A 25204-nucleotide genomic window follows, 5' to 3' on the forward strand; every position below is an offset into this window, starting at 1 on the left:
GGAACCGGTTCATGCCCGCGGCGCCGCGCGTGCGTTGGCCATTCGACGGGCGGCCGGCCCGGCGGAGGTCAGCCGCGCGCGAGGCGCTTCGCGAGATCGGCGCTGAGGATCGCCATGCGTGCGGGTTTTTCGTAGCACACCACGTCGAACGCGCGGATCACTTCGCTGATGTCGGCTTCGCTCGCGCGGCCGGTGAGCAGGTCGCCCGTCAGCACGAAAATCGGCGCGCCCGGATTGTCGGACGTGCGCACGGCCTTGATCGCGGTCGCGGCCGTCCCGTCGTCGAACAGCCATTCGGTCAGGACCGCGTCGAAGGCCTGGCCCTGCAGCGCGTCGACGAATGCGGCGAGCCCGTCGAACGCGGCCGTCGCGAAACCCTGCCGTTCGAGATAGCGGCAGAGCTCGGTCGCGCTGACGCGATCGGGATCGATCACCGCGACGACGAGCTTGTCGCTCTCCGCACGGCGCGGGTAGATCTCGATCTTGTGCACGTCGTACGCGTTCTGGTACAGCACGCCGGTATGGCGCAGCACGCGCCAGCGGCCGTTCTGTTCGTACGCGACGAACTCGGGGCGCGCACCGGCTTCGAGCGGCGCGCCGATCCAGGCGGTGCACGGAATCTCGGCGACGCCCGCATACAGGACGGCTTCCTGGGAATAGGCGCCGACCATGCCGGGGTCGAGCGTTTGCGCGCCGAACAACTGCGCGGCCGGTTCGCCGTACGCTTCGGCGACTTTCTTGATCTGCGCGAGCGTCCAGGGGCTGCTGCCGCGCAGTTTGCGGTGGCCTTGCGAGAAACTCAGATCGAGGATGCGGCACAGCTCGGTGGTCTGCTGGCGCTTGCCGATGCCGTTGCGGGTCATCAGCTCGCGCACGCGCTCGGCAACCGCGAGGGAATCCGTGGTGATTGCTTCAGTGGTCATGCTACGGGAACGGATCGTGACGTTCAGAACGACGCCTTGCGGCAGTCTCGGCGGACAGTCTTCATGACGTCCAATGGCGAGCCGACCGGCCACGCACGGAAAAGATAACTTTACCGCAAAATGGTCGTCATTCAGTGTGGTGAAAGGTGCGTTTGTGTGAAAGGTGTGTCATGACGTTACGCCCGGCTTGACGCGGCGCGTGCCGGTGATGGCGCGTTCGACATCTTCCGGTCCGTATTCCGGTCGGCCCGAATGCGATTCCACACGAAGCGGCGGGTAATCGCGGCACGATGCACCAACGCAGGGCGCGGACGCGCCGGACCGACGTATCCGCCCCATTTTTTCAGGATATCGCACGACGGATCGTCGAAGTTCCTGGAAGGCGATCCATCGACGGTTTCCTCTAGTGAGACCGACGCGGACACTTTTCAGGTCAGCGCAGCTGCTGCTACGATTCCGCCGTTTCAAAAACGTGTTGAACCGATGCAGAAGAAATTCTTGATGCGCGGATACGAAATGAACTGCGAGCCGCGCGTGACGGAGGCCGGCAAATACGCCGCGCAGGTCGAGGTCACGAAGGTGGGTTTCAGCCGTGAGGCTGCATTCCGCAAGCTGGGCGAATTCGACACCGAAGCCGAAGCGGTCGCGTACGCGAGACAATTCTCCGAAGAATGGCTGAGCCGCTATGCGTAGCGCAGCGCATGCCCGTGCAATGCGGGCATCGGGTCGACCGGCGGTGCTGCGCCCGAACGACGGGGAATTCGTGTCTGAATGTTGCGAATGCGTGCGGAAATTTGTAGATTGACGACTCCTGTTGTGAGGTATCGATCGTCCGAAGCCAACGCAATCGGAGACTGCGAATGTCCACTTTGTGCATGCAGACCGTCGTTCACGGCAAAACCGTCCAGATCGTGCTGTCGCCCGAGCAGCGTACGGCCAGGATCGACATCGTCGACGACGAAGCCGGCAGCTATCCGCCCCGCACGATGAGCATCGAGCGGTACATCAACGCGGGCATGGCCGAAGACGAAATCGCGCGACATGTTCTCGAAGTCGTCACGATGTCGATCGAGCAGCTGGCGAGGCTGCAGCCGTTCGACCGCACCGCAGGCACGCAAACGCGCTATTCGCACTGAGGACGCCGACGTAGCGGCGGCTCCCCCGGCAGGCCGCGAAGTCCTGACTGAATGAGTGGCCGCGTGGTTGTCGGGCGCTCGACATGTCGCCGTCGACGCCGTCGAACCGACACGCATCGATTGCGCGTTCGCGCTACAGCGGGCATAGACGTGAACGGCGTGCCGTCGTCTCGTCCGGCGGACAACAGCCGCCGGAGCCGATCCGGCAGGAACGGCTGCGGCATCGATCGGGCATTGTCCGCCATTAAATTCGCAATCCTGATCGATAAGGAATCCGGCTGAGCGGGCAACGATCGCATCGGGCGTCGAGCCTTGTCGACGCAACGGTTCGCGTTGCGCTTGGCGAGCCCGCATCTACGGATCGAATTTCCGCGACGGCGCAGGGTGTCGAGGCACCGGCATCGGCCGACAATTCCTCCGCTGCCGGTATCGACGCGCAAGCGAGCGCAACCGTCGCGGTGCGACATGCGGCTGCGGCGCCGTGGCGTCGGCAGGCCGCGCCACCGCACCGGCGTCGATGCGATGATGGACCCCGAAGGAATGGCCGAATGACGGTTTTCGAAATTTATCGCTTCATGTGACGTCGCCGCCACGATAAGCTTTGCCGGGCATGCATCGACCCCCGACAGAAAACAATGACCACCACCTATCCGCTGCACGACGCATTGAGCCACGCCGATACGGCGTTTCCGACCGAAGCCGACGTCGTCGTCGCCGGCGCCGGCATCATGGGCTGCGCGGCTGCTTACTACCTCGGCCTGCGCGGCCTGAAAGCCGTCGTGCTCGACAAGTCGCGCATCGCCGGCCAGCAATCGACGCGCGCGTGGGGCTTCGTGCGACAGCAGGGACGCGAATCGGCCGAAGTGCCGCTGATGATGGCCGGCATGCGGATATGGGAAGGCCTGGAGCAGGCGCTCGGCTTCGATCTCGAATGGCGGCAGGGCGGCTGCCTCTACATGGCGGACAACGAAGACGACTGGGCCTCGTTCCAGGCGTGGCTCGCCGTCGCGCGCGAGCACGGGCTCGACACGCGCACGCTGACGCGCGCCCAGATCGACGAGCGCGTGCAAGGGCTGTCGACGCACGCGCGTACCCTCGGCGGCCTGTATACGGCAACCGACGGGCAGGCCGAGCCGCGTCGCGTGGCCGCCGCATTCGCGGCGCGCGCGACCGAGGCCGGCGCGCGTTTCTTCGAAGGCTGCGGTGTGAGCGCGATCGAGACGGCCGGCGGTGCGGTCGTCGGCGTCGCGACCGAGCGCGGCACGATCCGCACGCGTCGCGTGATCTGCGCGGCCGGCGCGACCAGTTTCCGGCTGCTCGACGGCGTCGGCATCCGGCTGCCGCAGCAGGCCGTGCGCGGCACCTGCATGCGCACCAACGTGGTCGCGCCGGTGTCTGCGGCGACGGTGTGGGGCCATGGTCTCGGCATCCGGCAGCGCAAGAACGGCGCGATCAATCTCGCCGACGACATGCAGGTCGACGTCGACCTGACGCTCGGCCATCTACGCGGCTTGAGTCTCTTCTGGCCGGAATTCTGGTCGCAACGCGACAAATTCCGGCTGCATCTGGGTGCGTCCGCATGGCGCGACGTGCTCGCACGCATCGACGGCTCGACCGGGCCGATCGAGCCGCGCGATCCGCAGCCCCAGCCGAATCGCGCCCATGCGCCGCGCGCGCTCGCGAAGCTCAAGGCGATCTTTCCCGCGCTGAAGGATGCGCAGGTCGTCGAGGCATGGGCCGGCCTGATCGACGTGCTGCCCGACGGCATTCCGGTGATCGATGCGCCCGGCACGCCGGCGGGGCTTGCGATTGCGACGGGGTTCTGCGGGCACGGTTTCGCGATGGGGCCGATCGTCGGCCGGCTGCTCGCCGAATGGATCGACACGGGCGCGCCGTCGCTCGACCTGTCGGCGTTTCGCGCGCGGCGTTTCGTCGACGGGACGATGGTGCGGCCGCGCAGCATGCTGTGACCGGCCGCGCGCACGCGTTCCCGTCGTAGAATCGAGCCCGCATCCTTCAGGAGATTTCCCGTTGGCAACGCCATCCGATCAGCGCCGCTCGTTGCGCCTGCGTCTGCGTCGCGCCCGCGATCCGTGGCAGGCGCCGCGCGCGCGCACGCTGTTCACGCGTCCCGCGACGTCGCCGCGCCGCACGCTGCTGTTCCGCCTCGGCGCGGTCGTGCTGTTGTGCACGCTTGCGTTTCTCGTGCTGTATCTCGATCGCGACGGCCTGCGCGATTCGACCAAGAGCACGCCGATGACCGTGGCCGATCTCGTGTACTTCACGATGGTCACGGTCGCGACGGTCGGCTACGGCGATATCGTGCCCGTCACGGCGCGGGCGCGCCTGCTCGATGCGTTCTTCATCGTGCCGATCCGCATCGGCATCTGGTTCATTTTCCTGGGCACGGCGTATCAGTTCGTGATCCAGCGCGTCGTCGAGGAATTCCGCATGAAACGCCTGCAGAAGCAACTGTCCGATCACATCGTCGTGTGCGGTTATGGTCTGTCGGGGTCGATCGCGGTGCGCGAGTTGCTGGAGAGCGGCGTCGATCCGGCCACGATCATCGTGATCGATTCGCAACAGCAGGCCCTGGAGGCGGCGACGTCGCTCGGCGTGACGGGATTGCTCGGCGATCCGGCGCACGAGGATCTGCTGCAGCAGGCGCAGGTGCGCGCGGCGAAGGCCGTGATCATTTCGGTGACCGACGATCCGACCGCGATCCTGCTGACGCTGTCGGTGCGCAGCATCGCGCCCGATACGAAGATCGTCGTGCGGATCCAGGAGAACCTGTACCAGCGGCAACTGCGGCAGGCCGGCGCGGACGTGATCGTGTCGTCGACGAAGATCGGCGCGCTGTTGCTGGCGGACGCGGTCCATAGCCGCTACATCGTGCCGTTCGTGAACGACATGCTGTCGACGCGCGGTCGCGCGACGCTGCTGGAGCGCGAGGCGTTGCCGCATGAGATCGGCTGCATGACGAACGTCGTGCCGGGCGCGATCGTGGTCGGGCTCGATCGCTGCGGGAAGATCCATTCGTTTTACGAGGATCCGCCGTGCAGGATCGAGGCGGGCGATACGCTGGTGGTGATTCAGTCGGCGCGGATTCCGGATCCGGAAGTGTGAGGGCGTTTGGCTCTGGTTATGTGCCCATGAGGGCACGGGCGTGCAGCGTTCCCTTTTCTTCGATGACCGTTGCAGGCCGCTGACCGAAGCCTCGCGTCGCGGGCAGAATCACCAGTCAGGCCAGAACCCCCTACCGGAACGCCCGCATCTGCCCCGTCATCATCTGCAGCATCTTGTTGGCGGCAACCGAAAGCTTGCGGCCCACGCGCGTGACCATGTGCGCCTCGGCGTTCTCGAGGATCGGATGCGCGATCTCGATCGCGAACAGCTCCCTGGCCTGCAGTTCGGCGGTCACCGCGAAGGCTGGCATCACCGAGATGCCGAGCCCCGATTTCACGAACTCCTTCAGGATCGCGAACGAATTGGTGGTGATGATCGGCGCGAGCCGCACGCGCTCGGCGTATTCCACGGCCTCCATCATCTGTCGTGTGCCGTACGACGGGTGAGTGGCCGCCAGCGGGTAGGTGGCGAGCTGCTGCACCGTCAGCACCTTGTGGCTGCGGCGCGGGAAATCGGGGCCGACGATCGCCATCATCGGCTGCCGCTTCGAGGCGCGCGACACCAGCTTGGGCTCGGCGGGCGGGTTGTACACCAGGCCGATCTCGCCCTCGTCGTTCGAGATCTTGCGGATCACGTCGTTGGTGCTGCCCACGTCGAGGTTGACGCGGATCCCGGGGAACTGCCGGCAGAACTGCTGCATTGGCCCGGCCAGTAGATCCGAGACAAAGCCCTCGCCGAGCACCAGGCTGACCTGGCCGGTCTTGAGCCCGCGCAGCTCCTGCAGACGCGAGATCAGGTCGTCGCGGTGCGCGAGCTGCTCGCGGAAATACTCGATCACGCAGCGTCCCGCCTCGGTGGGCGTCACGCCGCGCGCGTGGCGCTCCATCAGCGTGGCGTCGAGCTCCTTCTCCAGCAGCCCGATCTGGCGGCTCACGGCCGAGGGCGCCACGTCGAGCCAGTCGGCCGCGGCGCGGATCGTGCCGCAACGCACGGCCTCGTAGAAATAGACGATCCGACTGTCGGTGAGGGTATCGCTCATGGATCCTGGCGTTCTAAAAAAGAGAACAATCTCAATATTGGCGTTGATTGATTATACGGATCGCCGGACCGAACATCGTAGCCATGCAGGGTAGGCGCAAGCTGGCGCGCCGGCCTCGAACCAACAGCTATCGGGAGTCGTCGGATGAAAACGGTGGGCGTGATCGGTCTGGGCAACATGGGGCGCGGCATGGCGGGTTCGCTGCGGCGCGGCGACTACACGGTGCTCGGCTATGACGCGGCGCCCGGCGTGGCGCTCGCGCTGGCCGAACAGGCGGTGCTGTCGGCGCGCGATTCGGTGGCCGAGATCGCGCGCGACGCCGACGTGCTGCTGCTGTCGCTGCCGACCTCGGCGGTGGTCGAGGCGGTGGTGCTGGGCGCGGGCGGCGTGCTCGAGCACGCGAAACCGGGCACCATCGTGATCGACACCACCACGGCCGATCCGGACAGCACGCGGCGCGTGGCGGCGGCCCTGGCCGAGCGCGGCATTGGGTTCGTCGACGGCCCGGTGAGCGGCGGCCCGAAAGGCGCGGCTACCGCCACCATGACCATGGTGCTCGGCGGCTCGGACAGCGATATCGCCGCCATCGAGCCGATTCTCGCGACGATCAGCGCCAAGCGCGTTCATGTGGGCCCGGTGGGCGCCGGTCACGTCACCAAGCTGCTCAACAACCTGCTGACCGGCGTGCACCTGCTGGCCGCCAGCGAGGCGGTGCGCACCGCGCGCGCGGCCGGCGTCGATCCGGAAAAGCTGGTCGAGGCGCTCAACGGCGGCTCCGGCCGCAACAGCGCGACGCTGACGAACTACCCGACCTGGATCTTCAACGGCAAGTTCGATTCCGGTTTCACGATGAAGTTGATGCGCAAGGACGTGCGGCTCGCGCTGGGCCTGCTCGACCAGTTCGACAGCGTCGCGCCGGTGGCGCGCGAGGCGGCGCGCGTGTGGGCCGCCAGCGAGGGATCCGTCGCCGACGGCGAGGACTTCAACCGCATCGTCGACTTCCTCGACCCGGCGTGAGGCCCGGCAGCCCGCGCCGCGATCCCGCGCGACTCACATACACGGACACCTGACATGACCCAGCACGCAGACCAGTTGCTTGCCGCCTTCGCGCATTTCTTCCCCGGTGCCGCCACGATCGGCTCGTATGTCGACGGCGAGCTCGTCGCCGGCCGGGGCGACACGATCCAGCTTTACGATGCGGCGACGGGCGAGGCCACGCTCGCCTATCGCGACGCCGGCGCAGCCGCGATCGACCACGCGGCCGAAAGCGCGCGCCGCGCGCAGCGCGAATGGTGGGCGCTCACGCATGCCGCGCGCGGCCGCGTGATGCAGGAGGTGGCGCGCGCGATCCGCGCCGAGGCCGAGGCGATCGCGCGGCTGGAGGCGCTGGGCTCGGGCAAGCCGATCCGCGACTGCCGGGGCGAGGTGGGCAAGGTCGCCGAGATGTTCGAGTACTACGCGGGCTGGACCGACAAGTTCTACGGCAGCGTGATCCCGGTGCCGACCTCGCACCTCAATTACACGCGCCGCGAGCCGGTCGGCGTGGTGCTGCAGATCACGCCCTGGAACGCGCCGGTGTTTACCTGCGGCTGGCAGGTGGCGCCCGCGGTGGCGATGGGCAACGGCGTGCTGCTCAAGCCCTCGGAACTGACGCCCTTCACGTCGCTGGCGGTCGCCAGGCTCGGCGAGCGGGCCGGGCTGCCGCGCGGCCTGGTCAACGTGCTGGCCGGTTTCGGTCACACCGCCGGGCAGGCCGCGATCGCGCATCGCGTGGTCGGCAAGGTGGTGTTCGTCGGTTCGCCGGCCACCGGCGCGCGCATCGCCGAGGCCGCCGCGCGCCGCGTGCTGCCGTGCGTGCTGGAGCTGGGCGGCAAGTCGGCCAATATCGTGTTCGCCGATGCCGACCTCAAGCGCGCCGCGCTGACTGCCCAGGCGGCGATCTTCGCCGGCGCGGGCCAGAGCTGCGTGGCCGGCTCGCGTCTGCTGGTGCAGCGCGCCGTCTACGACGAGTTCGTCGCGATGGTGGCGGCCGGGGCGAAGAAGATCCGTGTCGGCGCGCCGCTCGACGAGGCGACCGAGGTGGGCCCGATCAACAATCGCAAGCAGTACGACCACGTGATGTCGATGATCGAGAGCGGCGTGGCGGCGGGCGCCACGCTCGCCAGCGGCTCGCCCGGGCGCGTCGCGGAGGGCAGCGGCGGCTACTTCGTGGCGCCCACCGTGCTGGCCGGCGTGTCGAACGCGATGGATGTGGCGCGCACCGAGATCTTCGGGCCGGTGGTGGCCGCCATCCCGTTCGACACCGAGGATGAGGCGATCGCGATCGCCAACGACACCGACTTCGGCCTGGCCGGCGCGGCGTGGACCACCGACGTGGCGCGCGCGCATCGTGTGGCCGCTCAGGTGAAGGCCGGCACCTTCTGGGTCAACGGTTACAAGACCATCAACGTGGCATCGCCGTTCGGCGGCTACGGCATGAGCGGCTACGGCCGCTCGAGCGGGGTCGAGGCGCTGTACGAATACACGCAGACCAAGAGCGTGTGGGTCGAGACGGCCGAAGCGCCGCCCACCGCGTTCGGTTATCTGTAACCACCGGCCCGCATTCGACGGCAGCCGGGCTTCAAGGGGAGACTCGTCATGGAACACGCACTGCGTATCGAGCGTCGCGAACTGGGCGGCGCGGCCACCGCCAAGGTTCTGCTATACGCGGCCGGCATCCTGCTGGTCGCCGAATGGATCGGCTCGTTCACGTTCAAGCTCGGGCCGGGCAAGGTCGTGCTGCTGCCGATGATCTGGGCGCTGCTGCTCGGCGCGGCGGTAGGGCTGGCCAGCGCGCGCTGGAACGGCAGTGCGCGCCTGAGCGTGCCCGACCAATTCTTCGCGGCCGCGATCCTGCAGCCGGCGCTGCTGCTGTTCGTCTCCAAGCTCGGGCTGATGGTGGGCAGCGCGCTGCCCAAGCTGGCGTCGGCGGGCTGGGCGCTGGCCTTCCAGGAATTCGGCCACTTCGTCGGCACCATCCTGCTCGGCCTGCCGCTCGCGTTGCTGCTCGGCATCAAACGCGAGGCGATCGGCGCGACCTTCTCGGTGGGCCGCGAGCCGAGCCTGGCGATCATCGGCGAGAAGTACGGCATGGATTCGGCCGAGGGCCGCGGCGTGCTGGCCGAGTACCTGACCGGCACCGTGTTCGGTGCAGTGTTCATCGCCGTGTTCGCGGGTTTCGTGAGCAGCCTCGGCATCTTCGATCCGCTCGCGCTGGCGATGGGCTCCGGCGTCGGCTCGGGCAGCATGATGGCGGCCGCCTCGGGCGCGATCGCCGCGCAGCAGGACCCGGAGACGGCGAAATCGGTGCTCGCGTTCGCCGCGGCCAGCAACCTGATCACCACCACCATCGGTACCTACTTCACGCTGTTCATCTCGCTGCCGCTCGCGGTCTGGGGCTATCGCGTGCTGGAGCCGCTGATCGGCCGCACCACCAAGGCCTCGGCGCAGCCCGAGGCGGCCAGCCCGTCGCTGGGCGACGTGCGGACCGAGGCGCCGGCGCTCGGCTACGGCGGCAAGCTGCTGGCCTGGATCGTGACTGCCGCGATGGCGCTGGTGTGCGACTGGATCGCCCACGGCACCACGCCGCTCGCGGGACTGCCGGGAATCGCGATCATGGTGTGCGCGACGATCGTCGGCGATGCGCTGGCGCGTGTGACGGGGCGACGGATTCCGGCGGTCTGCTGGGTATCGGTGGTGGCGATGTTCCTGACCTCGCCGTGGTGCCCGTGGGCTTCGCAGATCGCCGCGCTCAGCTCGCACAACGATTTCCTCGGGGTGACCACGCCGATGCTGGTATTCGCGGGGCTGTCGATCGCCAAGGACATCCCGGCGTTCCGTCGGCTCGGCTGGCGCATCGTGCTGGTGTCCTTCGTGGCCAATGCCGGTACCTTCATCGGCGCGACCCTGGTGGCGCAACTGTTCCATATCTGATGCCTCGCGGCGCGGCGGCGACCGGCATGGACCGGCCCGCCGCCGTATCGCGACGACGACAAAAGCGCTTCCCTCCGCATGAAACTGATCGATTCCATCGTCGCGCACGCAGACGAACTGACGGCGATCCGCCGCGATATTCACGCCCATCCCGAGGTGGGCTTCGACGTGCTCCGCACTGCCGAACTCGTTGCCGGGCGGCTCGAGCAATGGGGTTATGCCGTCACGCGCGGCGTCGGCCGCACCGGCGTGGTCGGCACCTTGAAGCGCGGCAGCGGCCCGCGCGCGATCGGCCTGCGCGCCGACATGGATGCGCTGCCCGTGCAGGAGGCCAACACCTTCGCGCATCGTTCGACGGTGCCCGGCGCGATGCATGCGTGCGGCCACGACGGCCACACCGCCATGCTGCTGGGGGCCGCGCGCCATCTGGCGCGGCATGGCGAGTTCAACGGCACCGTGCAGTTGTTCTTCCAGCCGGCCGAGGAAGCGGGCGGCGGCGCGCGCGCGATGATCGACGACGGCCTGTTCGAGCGTTTCCCGGTGGATGCCGTGTTCGGGTTGCACAACTGGCCCGGCATCGCGGCCGGCGATTTCGCGGTGCGGCCGGGGCCGCTGATGGCCTCGACCAGCCTGTTCCGGATCGACTTGCGCGGTGCCGGCTGCCACGCGGCCATGCCGCACCTGGGCCGCGATCCGGTGTTCGCGGCGGGCCAGGTGCTGAATGCGCTGCAGGGGATCGTCACGCGCAACCGAAATCCGATCGACGGCGCGGTGCTGTCGGTCACGCAGGTGCATGCGGGCGAGGCGATGAACGTGGTGCCGACCGATGCGTGGCTCGGCGGCACGGTGCGGACTTTCTCCGATGCGACGCTCGACCTGATCGAGACGCGCATGCGCGCCGTGGTGGCCGCGACGGCCGCAGCCTTCGATTGCGAGAGCGAGGTGGATTTCCAGCGCCAGTATCCGGCCACCGTGAACGACGCCGAGCAGACTGCGGTGGCGGTGGCGGTGATGCGTGAGCTGGTGGGCGACGCGCATGTGAACGCAGCCGTCGATCCGACCATGGCGGCGGAGGATTTCTCGTTCATGCTGCGCGAGAAGCCGGGTTGTTATGCGTTTCTCGGGAATGGCGCGGGAGATCATCGTTTGCATGGGCATGGCGGCGGGCCTTGCCTGCTGCACAACGCCAGTTACGACTTCAACGATGCGTTGCTGCCGGTGGGGGCGAGTTATTTCGTGAGGTTGGTGGAGCGGGTGTTGGGGCGGTAGGGAGGCGGTGCCGGTGCTGCAGGGGGAATTGACACCGCTTTTCGCGACATCATGGCCAGTGACGATTTTATTTCGTAGAACGAATGGAAATGGACTGGATTCCGTGGAAGTTTTCAGGTTTCGCGTCGGTGTCGGCCGATGAAGCGACATTCGTACTTCGCAAACGATGACGACCTTTGCTCGGTTCTGCGGCTGTACCCGACCGCTTCGCGCATTCCTCGATCCCTGCATCATCGATGTGACAAGTGCGTGTCATCGGTGAATTTGTTATTTTCCGCTTGATTGGATCCCTATCTCACTGGATAGAATGCACCCCGTTCCTGATGAATACGGAACGGATAGTACATTTTATCGCGTTGACGAAAGCTAAAAACAGGGGATCCAGACATGCGAGACAAAGGAGCATCGACGATGCTGTCCGAGGAAATCGTCGCACTCGGCGACATCGACAATATTGCCCGACGCCATTTCGTGATGGGGCTCGGTGCAACGCTTCTGGCCGGATGCGGCGGCGACGGCGGGAACGCGGCGACAGGCGGTGAGCGTGCATCGGCGAACAACGGCGGCCAAGCGTCCGCAGTGGCCCCGGCTTCGGACGGTATCGGCGCGGGTGCGACGGCGGCAGGCACTGCCCAAACCCGCACCTTCGTGCATCCTGGCTTGCTGCATACCGAGGCGGATTTCGAACGCATGCGCGCGAAAGTCGGCGCGCAAGCTTCCCCGTGGATCGACAGCTGGAACGTGCTCGTTGCCAACGGTCACACGCGCCTGACGAACAACCCCAACCCGCAGGTCGGCATCTATCGCGGCAACGATCCGACGCATGGTCAGAACTACGGCGCCCTCTACAACGACATCGCTGCCGCTTACGGCGACGCGCTGCGCTGGAAGGTGTCGGACGACAAGCGCTACGCCGACAAGGCAGTGGCGTATCTGGACCGATGGGCCTCGACGCTGACGACGCTCGGCGGCAGCGACGTGGCACTCGCCGCCGGCATCTATGGCTACGAGTTCGCCAACGTAGCCGAAATCATGCGCAGCTACAGCGGCTGGAGCCCGGCCGGCCTCGCCGCGTTTCAGGCGATGATGCGCAATGTCTTCTACCCGGTCAGCCATGCTTTCCTGACCCGTATCGATACCGCGATGGACACGCACTACTGGGCCAACTGGGGACTGGCCAACGTCGCGTGCGTCCTGGCCATCGGCGTGCTGTGCGACGATGCCGGGCTCGTCGACGAGGCCGTCACCCATTTCAAGACCGGCGGCAGTAACGGCTGTATCCGGCAAGCCGTGTACTACATGCACCCCGGCAACCTCGGGCAATGGCAGGAAGCCGGCCGGGACCAGGGGCACAGTGTGCTGGGCATTGCATTGACGGGCGCCATTTGCGAAATGGCGTGGAATCAGGGCATCGACCTGTACGGCTACGACAACAACCGCTTTCTGGCGGGCGCCGAATACGTGGCCAAGGCCAACCTGAAGCAGGCAGACGGCGCGTTCTACACGGTGCCTTTCGTCACATACCAGAACAGCGCCGGCGTCATCCAGACGCAGTTCGCCGCCGGCGGGCAAGGCAGCGCGCTGGGGCGGCCCTGCTGGGCGCTGGTGGCCAACCATTACATCAACCGCAAAGGCCTGGCGGCGCCTTACACCAAGCGCGCAGCCGAACTCGTGGCGCCGGAAGGCGGCGGCGGAAACTACGGCCCCAACAGCGGCGGCTTCGACCAGCTCGGCTACGGCACGCTCACCTGCACGCTCGACCCCGGCCCCGCTGCCGCCACGCCGACCGGCCTGACCGGCTACGCCAGCGCGGGCAAGGTGGTGCTGTCGTGGTGGGGCAGCAGCGATGCCACGAGCTACAACGTCAAGCGCGCGACCATTGCCGGTGGACCGTACAGCACCATCCAGAGCGGGATCACCGATCTGCTGACCTATACCGACGTGCCAGCCGGTGCCGGCACGTATTTTTATGTCGTGACAGCGCAAACGATTGCGGGCGAATCGGCGCACTCCAACGAAGTGAAAGTGATCACGGCGCAGCAGCTGCTCGCGCACCTCAGCTTCGATGAAGGCAGCGGCATCACGGCCGCCGATCGTTCGGGCAACGGGCGCAACGGCACGCTCAACGGCGCAACGTGGGCAGCGGGGCGCAACGGCAACGCGGTCTCGCTCAATGGCTCGGGCGCGTATGTGGCGTTGCCCGACGATGTGCTGACCGATGTGTCGGACTTCACCATCGCCAGCTGGGTGTTCTGGAACGGCTCGCAGACGTGGGCACGCCTGTTCGACTTCGGCACGGGCTTCCACCGCTACATGATGTTCACGCCACGCGGGCAGTCGCGCAACGGCTGGGCCGGCATGCGCTTCGCGATGACGGCCAACGGCCCCGGCGACGGCCCTCCGGAACAGGTCATCGACGCCCCCGCCGAGCTGCCGAGCAAGCGATGGGTGCATGTGGCCGTCACGCTGTCGGGGTCGACCGGCACGATCTACGTGGACGGCACGCCCGTCAGCACCAACACGGCGATGTTCCAGGCGCCGTTCCGCCTCGGCGGTACCACGCAGAACTGGCTGGGCAAATCGCAATACAGTGCCGACGCCTCGTTCAACGGCCTGATCGACGATTTCCGCATCTATCGCGGTGCGCTCGACGCTGCGCAGATTGCATCGCTCATGGCGAATTGATTGCGCTGGGCCCGGTGGCGGGCCCAGCGATGGACCTCTTCCTTCAAGGACTTTTCGGATGACTATGTTTTCTCAGCGATGGATTGCCGCTGCGGCGATGGCGTGTACGTTATGGGGCTGTGGTGACGGATCCGATAGCGCGACGGGCGTGACCAATCTGGGCGCCAATGTAGCCGCCAATCGCGGCCAGATCGGCGGAATCGGCAGCAGCAGCAATCAGCCGGCGGCCAGCTGGACCAGCGTCAAGTGGGGCGGGGGCGGCTACGTCACCGGCCTGATCTATCATCCGACCAACGCGAGCCTGCTGTACGCACGCACCGACGTTGGCGGCGCATACCGCTGGAATGCGACCAGCTCGACGTGGACGCCTATCACCGACGGCATCGGTTTTGGCGCAGGGGAGGGTGATTTCCACGGCATCGAAAGCCTCGCGCTCGACCCGAACGACGATCAGCTCGTCTACATGATGGCCGGCGTTACCGTGACGCAGGGTCACAACGGCCGCATCTACATCTCCAGCGATCGTGGCAACAGCTGGACGCACTACGATCTGCCGTTCCCGGTGGGCGGCAACGACAACGGTCGGGCCACCGGCGAGCGCCTGCAGGTGGACCCCAACCATCCGTCGACGCTGTTCTATGGATCGCGCACGGCCGGCCTGTGGAAGAGTACCGATTCGGGCCGCACGTGGGCGCAGGTCACGGGTCTGTCCACCACCACGATCGGCGGCGGCAATTCCCCGATCGGCGTCGAACAAGTGATCTTCGATACGTCGGGCAAGGGTAGCGGCCAGCCGACCTGGATCATGTGGGCCACCGTCGCTCCGGACTACGCCAACGCAGCGGGCCTGACGTCGACGCTGTACAAGTCCACCAACGGCGGCTTCTCGTGGACCCCGGTGCCCGTCCCGCCGACGGTGTCCGGCTACTACATCCCGCACGTCGTGCGCACGTCCGACGGCAACTTCTACGTGGTGTTCAACGCGGGCGTCGGCCAGGGCATCGGCGGACCGAGCTATCTCTACAAGTTCGGCGGCAGCAACGACGGTAACTGGACGCTGCTCAACCGTTCCAACGGCAACGGCTTTGGCGGCCTGTCCGTCTCCGGTCTCGGCTCGTCCGCCCGAATCGCACTGGGCATGACCGGCTGGAGCGACACCAGCAAGACCATCCAGCTGTCCGACGACGGCGGCAGCACGTGGCGCGAAATCGAGGCCGGCATGCCGCATACGGGCACTGCGTCGGATGGTTGCGCCGGCTGGGTGGAAAGCGTCGCCATCGACCCCGCCAATCGCGATCACATCATGCACGTCCACGGCGGCGGTATCTGTGAAACCATGAACGCGTCGTCGCCCACGCCGACCTGGAGCCCCAAGGTCGACAACCTCGAGGAAACCGTGACGCTCGCGCTCGTCACGGCGCCGCCCGGTGCGTCGTACAACTTCATCAACAGCGCCGGCGACATCGGCACGTGGGTCAATACGGACCTGTCGACGAGGCCGACGAAAGGCCCGTTGAACACGTGGAGCAGCGGCAATTCGGCCGATATGTCGTGGTCCGATCCGACGTACATCGCCGCCGCGGGCGTCGACAACGCCAACGGCCATGCCACCAAGGGCTTCTGGTCGGGCGACGGCGGCAATAGCTGGGCGACCTTCGCGTCGCTGCCCAACGGCGCCGCGGCAAGCCAGAGCAACGTGGGCAACCTGGCGGTCTCGTCCCGCAACAACGTGACCTGGGCACCGCCGGACTCGGTGCCGTCGTACACCACCGACAATGGCGCCAGCTGGACGGCGACCAACCTGCCGGCGTTCGGCGCCACCTGGAACGGCTTCCCGCGTGCCTATCGACTGGCCGCGGACCGCCAGAACCCGAACAAGGTCTATGCGTACGATTCGGGCGGTGCGTCGTGGAGCTGGCAGCGCGGCAAGATCTACGTGTCGAACGACGGCGGCCATACGTTCACGCTGAGCCAGGGCTCGGTGAACGCGAATCTGGCCTGGAATGCGTGGCGGGATACGTCGATGGCGGTCAATCCGAATGCGGAGGGCGATCTTTGGCTGGCCGACGGCACCGCCGTGTACCACTCGGTGGACTCGGGGGCGACCTGGACGAAGCTCGGCGCCTTTGCGTCGGTCAACGGCTCGCCGGGCGCCACCGTGATCGCGTTGGGCAAGGCGCCGACCGGGTCGCCGTACTCGGCCGCGGTCTATGTGGAAGGCACGGTGAACGGCGTCTGGGGCATTTACCATTCCGACGACGGCGGCGCAACGTGGGCGCGCTTCAACGACGACACGCACCAATTCGGCGACTCCGGCGTGATGGCCGGCGACTGGAACACATACGGCCGGATTTACGTCAATGGCGCCGCTCGCGGTCTGATCTTCAGCAATTGAGGGCGATCGGCCTGTCGGCCGTCCGGTTGCGGTTTGCAACCGCACGGAGCGCGTGGTTGAATGGCGACACTCGTCGTGATGCTGACGTCGATCGGCATGGCGATACTGGGTGGCGCGCTCGTCGCCGTCGGCGTCGTCCCGACCGGTCGACCGCGCGCGTGCCGGACCGACGCCTAGGCCGCGACGCGTGGGCCGTATCGGTCTATGCGGCAGGTGCAACCGACGCGCCGGTAATCCGGGGGCCGATCGTCGCATTCGAGCGGCATGCGTGCGCAGCCATCGTCACGCGAATCGATGCGTTGATGAGCGATCTGGCTTCCAACCGTTCGATGCGACGCGAGGCGGCTGCGAACGTCGGAAACGGAACGCTCGCGATAGCCGGCGATCCTTCGTTACCGGCCGATCGGGAACTGGCCTGGCTCGACGCGAAATTGACCGGGCTTAACCGGGCATTCGAGGCCGCACTGTTCGGAAAAATGCCGGCAAGGAACGGGCGGGTGTTCGATCCGAATGCGTAAAAAAAATTGCGTTCACGCGCGGTCGAGCATCTTGATCGCCGCGGCGGCGGCTCCTGCGCGGGTCTCGACGTGGAGCTTGCGGAACAGGTGTTCGAGATGCTTGTTTACCGTGCGCGGAGCGATGCCCAGGATGTCGCCGATATCGCGGTTGGTCTTGCCGTGCGACACCCAGAGCAGCACTTCCGCCTCGCGCAGGGTCAGGCCGAAGCGTTCGGCGAGTGCTTGGCAATGCGCCGTGTCGTCTCTTTCCTTGAGGATCACGATCCATTCGCCCGGCTCCGGACCACGTGTCGCGCTGGCCGAGCGGCGTATCTGGCCCGTGCCGAATTCGTGCACGGCGTCGCCGGGGGCGCCGCGCGCGAGCCAGTCGACGAACCAGGTGCGCAGCAGCGCCGGCAGCTTCGGCGGCGCACCGGTATCGTGCGCATTCGCCGTTTGCCTGGTATCGGCGTGGCCGTCATGCGCAGTCGCGTATGCGGCGATATGATGCGCGGCCTGCGGACTCTGCCACCGAATCGTACCGTCCGCGCCGACGATCAGCGCCGCGCGCGTGTCGAGCGACAGTGCTGCCTCCGCGTACAACTGTGCGCGTGAACGCCGCACGTGGGCGCCGATGCGCGCGCATAATTCCTCGGGCTGCACTGGCTTGGTCACGTAATCGATACCGCCCACGCGAAAGCCGCGTACGACGTGCTCGCTCTCCGTCAGCGCAGTCATGAAGATGACGGGCAGATGCTCGTGCCGTCCGTCCTGCTTGATGCGCACGCATGTTTCGAAGCCGTCCATGCCGGGCATCATGGCGTCGAGCAACACCACGTCGGGCGTCACCCGCGCGAGGCGTTTGAGCGCGTCTTCGCCGGACAAGGCGACGATCACCGCGTAGCCGTGCGCCTGCAGCGTATCGGAAAGAAAGGAGAGGTTCTCCGGCGTGTCGTCGACGATCAGGATCATGGGCCGTTCGCGCAGCCACGCGGCCGGGTCGTCGACGATCGGGGAGGCCACGATCGCGGTGCGCGCGTCACGCGTTTGCGCCGCGCGCGAGTCGGTCAAGTTCATGCTCGAGCTCCCTTAGCTGAAAACGTTCCGCCAACGCGCGCAACGCGTCGATTTGATCGCGCAAATCGGGCCAGGTCTCGTGCGCGGCGTCGAGTCGTTCGATCACGCCCTGTACGTAGCCGACTTCGAGATGCGCATGCAGACGTTCGATGAGTTCGCGCGGCCACACCGCGGGCGTGAGCAGCCGTGTCGTGGCCGCCGGTAGCGCGCTCGCACCGGTATCGGATGCAATCCAGTCGAGTGCGAGCAGTTGTGCAAGCTTGTCGAGCAGCAGGTTCACCTGCAGCGGTTTCACCAGATAACCCTTGCATCCGGTCGCGCTCGCGCGATCCCGGTCATCGGCGAACGCGTTGGCGGAAAGCAGCACGATGGGCGCGTTCGACAACTGATTCTCGGAGATCAGGCGGCTGGTTTCGTAGCCGTCCATCAACGGCATTGAAATATCCATGATGATCGCGTCCGCCGTGTGCATCGCCAGCCAGCGCAGCGCATCCGTGCCGCTGGCCGCTTCGGCGACGTCGAAGCCGAGCGGCGTGAGCAATTGCACGACGATGTCGCGTTGATCGTCGAGGTCGTCGACCACGAGAATGGTGCGGCGCGCACCCGTGTAGCCGCGAATCGACGCGAGTTCGGCGTGGGGTTCGGCCGCCGTGTCGACGGCGGGGGCGAACAGGCGTACCACGAAGCGCGTGCCGTGCCCGACTTCGCTGTCCACTTCCAGGCTGCCGCCGAGTGCTTGCGTGAGCAGCCGGCAGATCGTGAGTCCGAGACCGGCACCGTGATCGTACGCATGGGCCGCTTCGCCGCGTTCGAACGGCAGGAACAGGCGCTCCAGTTCGGCAGGTGGGATGCCGGGGCCGGTATCGACCACCTCGAATTTGAGGGTATCGAGCATGTGACTCACGCGCAGCGTGATCGTGCCGCTCGACGTGAAGCGGATCGCATTGCCGATCAGGTTGGTGAGAATCTGACTCATGCACTTCTGGTCGGTGCGCACGGTGGCGGGCAGCCGGCCGACCGTCTGTACGTCGAAGGCGAGCGCCTTTTCGAGCGCCTGCGGACGGAGCATCGACGTCAGTTGCGCGACGAAATCGGCGAGGGACACCTTGGCGATGTTCAACTGAAGCTTGCCTGCCTCGATGCGCGCGATGTCGAGCAGGCCGTCGACGAGCGCGAGCAGGTGCTCGCCGCTGCGATGGATCGTGCGCACGGCGTTGTAGCGCATGGGCGTGAGTTCTTCCTTCGCCTGCAGCAGCAATTGTGCATAGCCGAGAATGCTGTTCAGCGGCGTGCGCAGCTCGTGGCTCAAGCCGGACACGTAACGGCTCTTGGCCCGGTTGGCCGATTCCGCGGCGGCGGTCGCGCGCTTGAGCGCCGCATCGGTTTTCTGATGGGCTTCGATTTCGAGCATCAGCAACTCGTTTTGCCGCTGCGACTCTTCCTGCGTGACGCGGCGGTTTTCGCGCTCCAGCACGAACCACCAGGCCGCGATGCAGCCCACCAGCGACAGCGCGAAAAAGATATTCAGAAAACTGCCGGAGAGTGCATGGCCGATCGCCGGCCCGGCGGCGCTCATCGACGTCGCGCTTTGCGACCAGATCAGATAGAGCACGCTGCCCAGTACTGCGAGCATGGCGAGCACGAGGCTCGCATAGTGAATGAGACGCAGCGCGGCGGGCCCGAGTCGCGCGCCCGGCAGCACGCGATGCAGCGCGCGGTCGGCCTGCGACGCGAAGCGCGCGTGTGGCTTGCAGCGATCGTGGCAGCGCGAGTCCAGCGAGCAGCACAACGAGCAGATCGTGCCGCCATAGGCCGGGCAGTATGCCGTATCGTCGGGCTCGAAGGTGTTTTCGCAAATCGCGCAGCGCAGCGAGGCGGCGTCGCCGGTCGGTTGCGCGGCGCGGGCAATGTAATAACGACCGCGTGTGAGTACCGCGAGCACCGGCGCGCACGCGAACGCCGCACCGAACGCGATGAACGACGACATCGCCTGGGCGAGCGCGCCGAACAGACCGCTATGCGCGAGCATCGCGACGGCGGCTGCGATCAGCATCGCACCGACGCCCACGGGATTCACGTCGTAGAGATGCGCGCGCTTGAACTCGATATGTCGCGGGCTATAGCCGAGCGGCTTGTTGATGACGAGATCGGCGAACAGCGCGCCGATCCATGCAATCGCGACGTTCGCGTAGAGCGACAGCACCTTGGCGATCGCATCGAACACGCCCATTTCCACGAGCAGCAGCGCGATCATGACGTTGAACACGAGCCATACCACGCGGCCCGGATGGCTGTGCGTGAGCCGGGCGAAGAAATTGGACCACGCGAGCGAGCCTGCGTAGGCATTGGTCACGTTGATCTTCAACTGCGAGACGATCACGAACAGCGTCATCGCCGGCAGCGCCCAGCTCGCGAGCCCCAACGGATCGAGCAGCAGATGATAGGCGACGAGGTACATCTGCGTCGGCTGGGTGGCGTGGCCGGCATCGACTTCGTACTGGAGCGCGATGAAGGCGAGCAACGCACCGCCCAGCATCTTGAGCGCGCCGGGCACGATCCAGCCCGGCCCCGTCGAGAGCAACGCGAACCACCAGCGCGTGCGGTTCTTCGCGGTGAGCGGCGGCAGGAACCGCAGATAGTCCACCTGTTCTCCCACCTGCACGATCAACGCGAACACGACCGTCGACGCCTGGCCGAAGGCGATCAGGCTGAAAGCGCGGCCCTGCGGCGCGAAGCCCGCGAAGGTGGTCCATTGCGCGATCAGGTCGGGATGGCGCCACAGCACGGCCGCGTAGGGCAGCACGAACAGCACGAGCCACAGCGGCTGCGTCCAGCTTTGCAGGCGGTTGATCAGCGTGATGCCGAACATGACGATCGGAATCACCACGAGCGAACTCACGACGTAGGCAATCGCCAGCGAAATGGAGAAATAGAGCTGGAGCGCGAGCGACATGATGGCCGCTTCGAGCGCGAAAAAAATGAACGTGAACACCGCGTACAACAGCGACGTGACCGTCGAGCCGATATAGCCGAAGCCCGCGCCGCGCGTGAGCAGGTCCATGTCCACGCCGTAGCGCGCCGCGTAATAGCTGATGGGCAGGCTCGTGAGCCAGATCAGCACGGAGACGGCCGCGATGGCCCAGATCGCGTTCGTGAATCCGTAGTTGACGACGAGACTGCCGCCGATCGCTTCCAGCACCAGAAACGACACGGCGCCGATCGCGGTATTGGCCACGCACAGCTCCGACCAGCGCCGGAACGAGCGCGGCGTGAAGCGCAATGCGTAGTCCTCAAGCGTTTCGTCGCCGACCCAGGCGTTGTAGTCGCGGCGCACCTTGACGATGCGTTGCGTACCGGGCGCGCCCACTGACGGGTGACTATGGGACATGAAGATGATCCGAAATGGTGCGAAAGCGGCACGAGCGGGGCGCGGACGGCGCAACGGCGGACCGTGCCGCTCAGGATCGCCTTGCAATGCAAATTACATTCCAGTCCGCGCGCCGGGAATACGTCGATTGACGTATTTCGATCCTCAAATTGGCTTTCTACATTGCGTCCAACCTCGACCCAGCCCGCAGCGCCCAGCGCCGGGCACCCGATAAGGAGAACGTGATGTCCGCAGACGATCGACTCGATGACGATGCCCGGATGCCGTCGCCGCTGCGCCGGAAAATGCTCGGTGGTCTCGCCGCGGCGCCGTTGATGGCGCTGGGCCTGCCGCGCGGCGCGTCGGCGCAAACGCCGCCCACGGCGAAGGTCAACACCACGCGCCTCGCGGTCACGGACACCACGGTGACGGTCGGCCAGCTTCACTCGGCCACGGGCACGATGGCGATCTCCGAAACCGGCTCGATCCAGGCCGAACGCCTCGCCATCGAGCAGATCAACGCGATGGGTGGCGTGCTCGGCCGCAAGGTGCAGATCATTCAGGAGGACGGCGCCTCCGACTGGCCGACCTTCGCCGAAAAGTCGAAGAAGCTGCTGGAGAACGACCACGTCGCGGCCGTGTTCGGCTGCTGGACCTCGGCTTCGCGCAAGGCGGTGTTGCCGGTGTTCGAGAAGGACAACGGGCTGCTTTATTACCCGACCTTCTACGAAGGCCTCGAACAGTCGAAGAACGTGTTCTACACGGGCCAGGAAGCGACCCAGCAGATTCTGTGGGCGCTCGACTGGGCCTCGCACGCGAAGAAGGCCAAGACATTCTTCCTGATCGGTTCCGACTACATCTGGCCGCGCACGTCCAACAAGATCGCGCGCCGGCATATCGAACAGCATCTGCACGCGAAGGTGGCGGGCGAGGAGTATTACCCGCTCGGCACGACCGAGTTTGCGTCGCTGATGAACAAGATCAAGCTCGCGCGACCGGACTGCATCTTCGCGACCGTGGTGGGCGGCTCGAACGTGGCGTTCTACAAGCAGCTCAAGGCCGCGGGCATCACGCCGCAGAAGCAGTTCCTGTTGACGCTGTCGGTGACCGAGGACGAAGTGCTCGGCATCGGCGGCGACAACTTCGCGGGCTTCTATTCGTCGATGAAGTACTTCCAGTCGCTCGATAACGAAAACAACAGGAAGTTCGTCTCGGCGTTCAAGGCGCGCTACGGCCAGAAGTCGGTGATCGGCGACGTGACCCAGGCTGCCTATCTCGGCCCGTGGATCTGGAAGGCCGCGTGCGAGCGCGCGGGCAGTTTCGATGTGGACAAGGTGGTCGCGCATTCGGCCGGCATCGAGGTGCCGAACGCGCCGCAAGGCTACGCGAAGGTCGATGCGAACCATCACCTGTGGAGCCGCTCGCTGATCGGCCAGGGGCAGGCAGACGGCCAGTTCAAGGTGGTCGCGCAGTCGGATCAGCCGATCCAGCCGAACCCGTTCCCGAAGGGCTACATGTAATCCGTCAACCGCAGCGGCGCGGCGGCCGATCGCGCCGCCGCGCGAGGAGCGTTCGATGTCCGCTACCGATATTTTCAACATCACGCTGATGCAGGGCTTCGCCGGTCTGAGCCTCTTCAGCGTCCTGCTCCTGATGGGGCTCGGGCTCGCCGTGATCTTCGGCCAGATGGGCGTGATCAACATGGCGCATGGCGAGTTCATGACGATCGGCGCCTATACGGTCTACCTGTTTTCGTGGTTCTCGCAGAACGTCTGGCACGCGCTCACGCCCGTGTATTTCTTCTTCGCGATTCTCGCGGCGTTCGTGCTGGCCTTCGCGGCAGGCTGGCTTGCCGAATGGGCGTTGATCCGCCATCTCTACAAGCGTCCGCTCGATACGCTGCTCGCCACCTGGGGCTTGAGCCTCGGCATGCAGCAGGTGTTCCGCTCGACCTTCGGGCCGAAAGAGGTGAGTCCGGCGCTGCCCGACTGGCTGATGGGTTCGTGGGAACCCACGCCCGGCCTCGACATTCCGGTGAGCGGCATGTTCGTGATGGGCCTCGCGCTGCTGATGACGGGCGGCCTGCTGCTCGCGCTCTACCGCTCGCGCTGGGGCTTGCGCGTGCGCGCCACGGTCGCGAACCGGCCGATGGCGAACGCGGCAGGCATCAACACGCGACGCACCGACCGCATGACCTTTTCGATCGGCTGCGGCATCGCGGGCGTGGCGGGCGCGGCCTTCACGGCCATCGGCTCGACGGGACCGACGAGCGGCTCGCTCTATATCGTCGATTCGTTTCTCGTCGTGACGTTCGGCGGCGCGGCGAGCCTGCTCGGCACCATGGCGTCGGCGTTCGGCATCGCGCAGATGCAGTCGATCAGCGAGTTCTTTCTGTCGGGCTCGATCGCACGCGTGCTCACGCTGCTCACCGTCGTGGTGATTCTCATGCTGCGTCCGCAGGGCCTGTTCGCATCGAAGGTGCGGCGAGTTTGAGCCCGCGTTCGTGCACAAGCCTCATTCACAGCTTCATTCGACTGGAGAGATGGACATGAAACCCATCCAACCCACGGCGGTCCGCATATCCCCGCGGTCAGGGCCGGGCGCGTCGCCGGCCGGCTGGCGTGCCCGCGTGGCGCGGCTCGACGCGTCGGGCTATGCGGGCATCGCGTTGCTCGCGCTGCTGATCGCGGTCGTGTTTCCGCTCGTGCTCGACACGTTCCGCCTGAACCTGATGGGCAAGTACCTGACCTACGCGTTCGTGGCGATCGGTCTCGTGATCGCGTGGGGCTACGGCGGCGTGCTCAGCCTCGGCCAGGGCGTGTTCTTCGGCCTCGGCGGTTACGCGATGGCGATGTTTCTCAAGCTCGAAGCGTCCGACCCGGCCGCCACGCGCACGCAGACCACGCCGGGCATTCCCGACTTCATGGACTGGAATCAGCTCACCGCGCTGCCCGCGTGGTGGAAGCCGTTTCATCACTTGCCGTTCTCGATACTCGCGGTGCTCGTCGTGCCGACGGCGCTCGCGTTCGTGATCGGCTACGCGATGTTCAAGCGGCGCGTGGGCGGCGTGTACTTCGCGATCATCACGCAGGCGGTCGCGCTGATCCTCTCGGTGCTGATCATCGGCCAGCAAGGCTATACGGGCGGCGTGAACGGTATCACCGACCTGCCCACGCTGCTCGGCTGGGACATCCGCACCGATCACGCGAAGCTGATCCTGTACTTCGTGAATGCCGCGCTGTTGATCGGGGCGCTGCTCGCCTGCCGCTGGGTTCAGCGCAGCAAGCTCGGCACGCTGCTGCTCGCGATGCGCGACAAGGAAGACCGTGTGCGCTTCTCGGGCTACGACGTCGCGATGTTCAAGGTGTTCGCATTCTGTCTCGCGGCGATGCTCGCGGCCATCGGCGGCGCGATGTTCACGCTGCAGGTGGGCTTCATGTCGCCGTCGTTCGTCGGCATCGTGCCGTCGATCGAAATGGTGATCTACGCGGCTATTGGCGGGCGCATGTCGCTGGTCGGCGCGGTGTACGGCGCGATTCTCGTCAATCTCGGCAAGAGCTGGTTCTCCGAGAGCTTTCCGAATCTCTGGCTCTATCTGATGGCGGCGATGTTCATCGGCGTGGTGATGGTGTTTCCGGACGGGCTGGCCGGTCTTTACGACGCGCATGTACGCCCGCGCGTGCGGCGGCTGCTCGGCGCGGCGAACGAGGAGGCGTGA

18 protein-coding genes are annotated in these 25204 nt (G+C 66.3%); 14 read left to right on the top strand and 4 right to left on the bottom strand.

Annotation, left to right across the window (positions count from 1 at the left end; genetic code table 11):
* Nucleotides 1-68 precede the first annotated feature (68 nt).
* A complete protein-coding gene (locus WS95_RS02650) occupies nt 69-923 on the bottom strand; it encodes a helix-turn-helix domain-containing protein (protein WP_027780902.1) in 855 nt (284 codons plus the stop codon).
* A 483-nt stretch (nt 924-1406) separates the two neighbouring features.
* On the opposite strand from WS95_RS02650, the gene WS95_RS02655 reads away from it, so the two are divergent.
* From WS95_RS02655 to WS95_RS02670, 4 genes are all read left to right on the top strand, one after another.
* Nucleotides 1407-1616: a hypothetical protein gene (locus tag WS95_RS02655; protein ID WP_034204620.1), complete on the top strand. Its 210-nt coding sequence runs from the start codon at nt 1407-1409 to the stop codon at nt 1614-1616.
* 167 nt (nt 1617-1783) lie between these two features.
* Nucleotides 1784-2059: a hypothetical protein gene (locus WS95_RS02660; protein WP_059822114.1), complete on the top strand. Its 276-nt coding sequence runs from the start codon at nt 1784-1786 to the stop codon at nt 2057-2059.
* Nucleotides 2060-2694: 635 nt separating this feature from the next.
* A complete protein-coding gene (locus WS95_RS02665; protein WP_059822116.1) occupies nt 2695-4029 on the top strand; it encodes an NAD(P)/FAD-dependent oxidoreductase in 1335 nt (444 codons plus the stop codon).
* A gap of 61 nt (nt 4030-4090) precedes the next feature.
* Nucleotides 4091-5185 (top strand): potassium channel family protein, encoded by a 1095-nt coding sequence (locus tag WS95_RS02670; protein ID WP_059822118.1) that lies wholly within the window; start codon nt 4091-4093, stop codon nt 5183-5185.
* A 130-nt stretch (nt 5186-5315) separates the two neighbouring features.
* Here the strand turns inward: WS95_RS02670 and WS95_RS02675 are convergent, their stop codons facing one another.
* Nucleotides 5316-6224 (bottom strand): LysR family transcriptional regulator, encoded by a 909-nt coding sequence (locus WS95_RS02675; protein WP_059822120.1) that lies wholly within the window; start codon nt 6222-6224, stop codon nt 5316-5318.
* A 144-nt stretch (nt 6225-6368) separates the two neighbouring features.
* On the opposite strand from WS95_RS02675, the gene WS95_RS02680 reads away from it, so the two are divergent.
* From WS95_RS02680 to WS95_RS35535, 7 genes are all read left to right on the top strand, one after another.
* On the top strand, nt 6369-7241 hold the full coding sequence (locus WS95_RS02680; RefSeq protein WP_059783106.1) for an NAD(P)-dependent oxidoreductase: 873 nt from the start codon (nt 6369-6371) through the stop codon (nt 7239-7241).
* 54 nt (nt 7242-7295) lie between these two features.
* Nucleotides 7296-8813: an aldehyde dehydrogenase family protein gene (locus WS95_RS02685; RefSeq protein ID WP_059822122.1), complete on the top strand. Its 1518-nt coding sequence runs from the start codon at nt 7296-7298 to the stop codon at nt 8811-8813.
* A 48-nt stretch (nt 8814-8861) separates the two neighbouring features.
* A complete protein-coding gene (locus WS95_RS02690) occupies nt 8862-10196 on the top strand; it encodes a DUF3100 domain-containing protein (RefSeq protein WP_059822124.1) in 1335 nt (444 codons plus the stop codon).
* A gap of 78 nt (nt 10197-10274) precedes the next feature.
* Nucleotides 10275-11465: a M20 aminoacylase family protein gene (locus WS95_RS02695; RefSeq protein WP_059783111.1), complete on the top strand. Its 1191-nt coding sequence runs from the start codon at nt 10275-10277 to the stop codon at nt 11463-11465.
* Between the two features lie 411 nt (nt 11466-11876).
* Entirely contained in the window at nt 11877-14150 is a 2274-nt protein-coding gene (locus WS95_RS02700; protein ID WP_059822126.1) for a LamG-like jellyroll fold domain-containing protein, read from the top strand.
* A complete protein-coding gene (locus tag WS95_RS02705; RefSeq protein ID WP_257139558.1) occupies nt 14107-16545 on the top strand; it encodes a dockerin in 2439 nt (812 codons plus the stop codon). The genes WS95_RS02700 and WS95_RS02705 overlap by 44 nt, the downstream gene beginning before the upstream one ends.
* A 56-nt stretch (nt 16546-16601) precedes the next feature.
* Nucleotides 16602-17063, top strand: coding sequence for a hypothetical protein (locus WS95_RS35535; protein WP_257139559.1), 462 nt, complete (start codon nt 16602-16604; stop codon nt 17061-17063).
* 12 nt (nt 17064-17075) lie between these two features.
* On the opposite strand, the gene WS95_RS02710 is transcribed toward WS95_RS35535, so the two are convergent.
* Together WS95_RS02710 and WS95_RS02715 are read right to left on the bottom strand one after the other, a co-directional pair.
* Nucleotides 17076-18014 carry a response regulator transcription factor gene (locus tag WS95_RS02710; protein ID WP_059822769.1) on the bottom strand — a complete coding sequence of 313 codons (939 nt, stop codon included), beginning with the start codon at nt 18012-18014 and terminating at the stop codon, nt 17076-17078.
* A 67-nt stretch (nt 18015-18081) separates the two neighbouring features.
* A complete protein-coding gene (locus WS95_RS02715; protein WP_059822131.1) occupies nt 18082-21507 on the bottom strand; it encodes a hybrid sensor histidine kinase/response regulator in 3426 nt (1141 codons plus the stop codon).
* 224 nt (nt 21508-21731) lie between these two features.
* Here WS95_RS02715 and urtA point away from each other — a divergent pair, with 224 nt between their 5' ends.
* From urtA to urtC, 3 genes are read left to right on the top strand one after another with little or no spacing between them, the layout of a single operon-like run.
* A complete protein-coding gene (gene urtA / locus WS95_RS02720; RefSeq protein WP_059822133.1) occupies nt 21732-23006 on the top strand; it encodes an urea ABC transporter substrate-binding protein in 1275 nt (424 codons plus the stop codon).
* Between the two features lie 55 nt (nt 23007-23061).
* Nucleotides 23062-23979 carry an urea ABC transporter permease subunit UrtB gene (gene urtB / locus WS95_RS02725; RefSeq protein ID WP_059822135.1) on the top strand — a complete coding sequence of 306 codons (918 nt, stop codon included), beginning with the start codon at nt 23062-23064 and terminating at the stop codon, nt 23977-23979.
* A gap of 55 nt (nt 23980-24034) precedes the next feature.
* A complete protein-coding gene (gene urtC, locus WS95_RS02730) occupies nt 24035-25204 on the top strand; it encodes an urea ABC transporter permease subunit UrtC (RefSeq protein ID WP_059822771.1) in 1170 nt (389 codons plus the stop codon).

The sequence above is a fragment of the Burkholderia sp. MSMB1826 genome (genome assembly GCF_001526325.1).
GTDB lineage: Bacteria > Pseudomonadota > Gammaproteobacteria > Burkholderiales > Burkholderiaceae > Burkholderia.

What these genes read in the sequence shown, in the direction of transcription:
- WS95_RS02680 (WP_059783106.1), top strand. Translation starts at nt 6,369, where the DNA reads ATGAAAACGGTGGGCGTGATCGGTCTGGGCAACATGGGGCGCGGCATG.
- urtB (WP_059822135.1), top strand. Translation starts at nt 23,062, where the DNA reads ATGTCCGCTACCGATATTTTCAACATCACGCTGATGCAGGGCTTCGCC.
- WS95_RS02650 (WP_027780902.1), bottom strand. Translation starts at nt 923, where the DNA reads ATGACCACTGAAGCAATCACCACGGATTCCCTCGCGGTTGCCGAGCGC.
- WS95_RS02685 (WP_059822122.1), top strand. Translation starts at nt 7,296, where the DNA reads ATGACCCAGCACGCAGACCAGTTGCTTGCCGCCTTCGCGCATTTCTTC.
- urtA (WP_059822133.1), top strand. Translation starts at nt 21,732, where the DNA reads ATGTCCGCAGACGATCGACTCGATGACGATGCCCGGATGCCGTCGCCG.
- WS95_RS02655 (WP_034204620.1), top strand. Translation starts at nt 1,407, where the DNA reads ATGCAGAAGAAATTCTTGATGCGCGGATACGAAATGAACTGCGAGCCG.
- WS95_RS02675 (WP_059822120.1), bottom strand. Translation starts at nt 6,224, where the DNA reads ATGAGCGATACCCTCACCGACAGTCGGATCGTCTATTTCTACGAGGCC.
- WS95_RS02660 (WP_059822114.1), top strand. Translation starts at nt 1,784, where the DNA reads ATGTCCACTTTGTGCATGCAGACCGTCGTTCACGGCAAAACCGTCCAG.
- WS95_RS02695 (WP_059783111.1), top strand. Translation starts at nt 10,275, where the DNA reads ATGAAACTGATCGATTCCATCGTCGCGCACGCAGACGAACTGACGGCG.
- urtC (WP_059822771.1), top strand. Translation starts at nt 24,035, where the DNA reads ATGAAACCCATCCAACCCACGGCGGTCCGCATATCCCCGCGGTCAGGG.
- WS95_RS02715 (WP_059822131.1), bottom strand. Translation starts at nt 21,507, where the DNA reads ATGTCCCATAGTCACCCGTCAGTGGGCGCGCCCGGTACGCAACGCATC.
- WS95_RS02700 (WP_059822126.1), top strand. Translation starts at nt 11,877, where the DNA reads ATGCTGTCCGAGGAAATCGTCGCACTCGGCGACATCGACAATATTGCC.
- WS95_RS02710 (WP_059822769.1), bottom strand. Translation starts at nt 18,014, where the DNA reads ATGATCCTGATCGTCGACGACACGCCGGAGAACCTCTCCTTTCTTTCC.
- WS95_RS02665 (WP_059822116.1), top strand. Translation starts at nt 2,695, where the DNA reads ATGACCACCACCTATCCGCTGCACGACGCATTGAGCCACGCCGATACG.
- WS95_RS02690 (WP_059822124.1), top strand. Translation starts at nt 8,862, where the DNA reads ATGGAACACGCACTGCGTATCGAGCGTCGCGAACTGGGCGGCGCGGCC.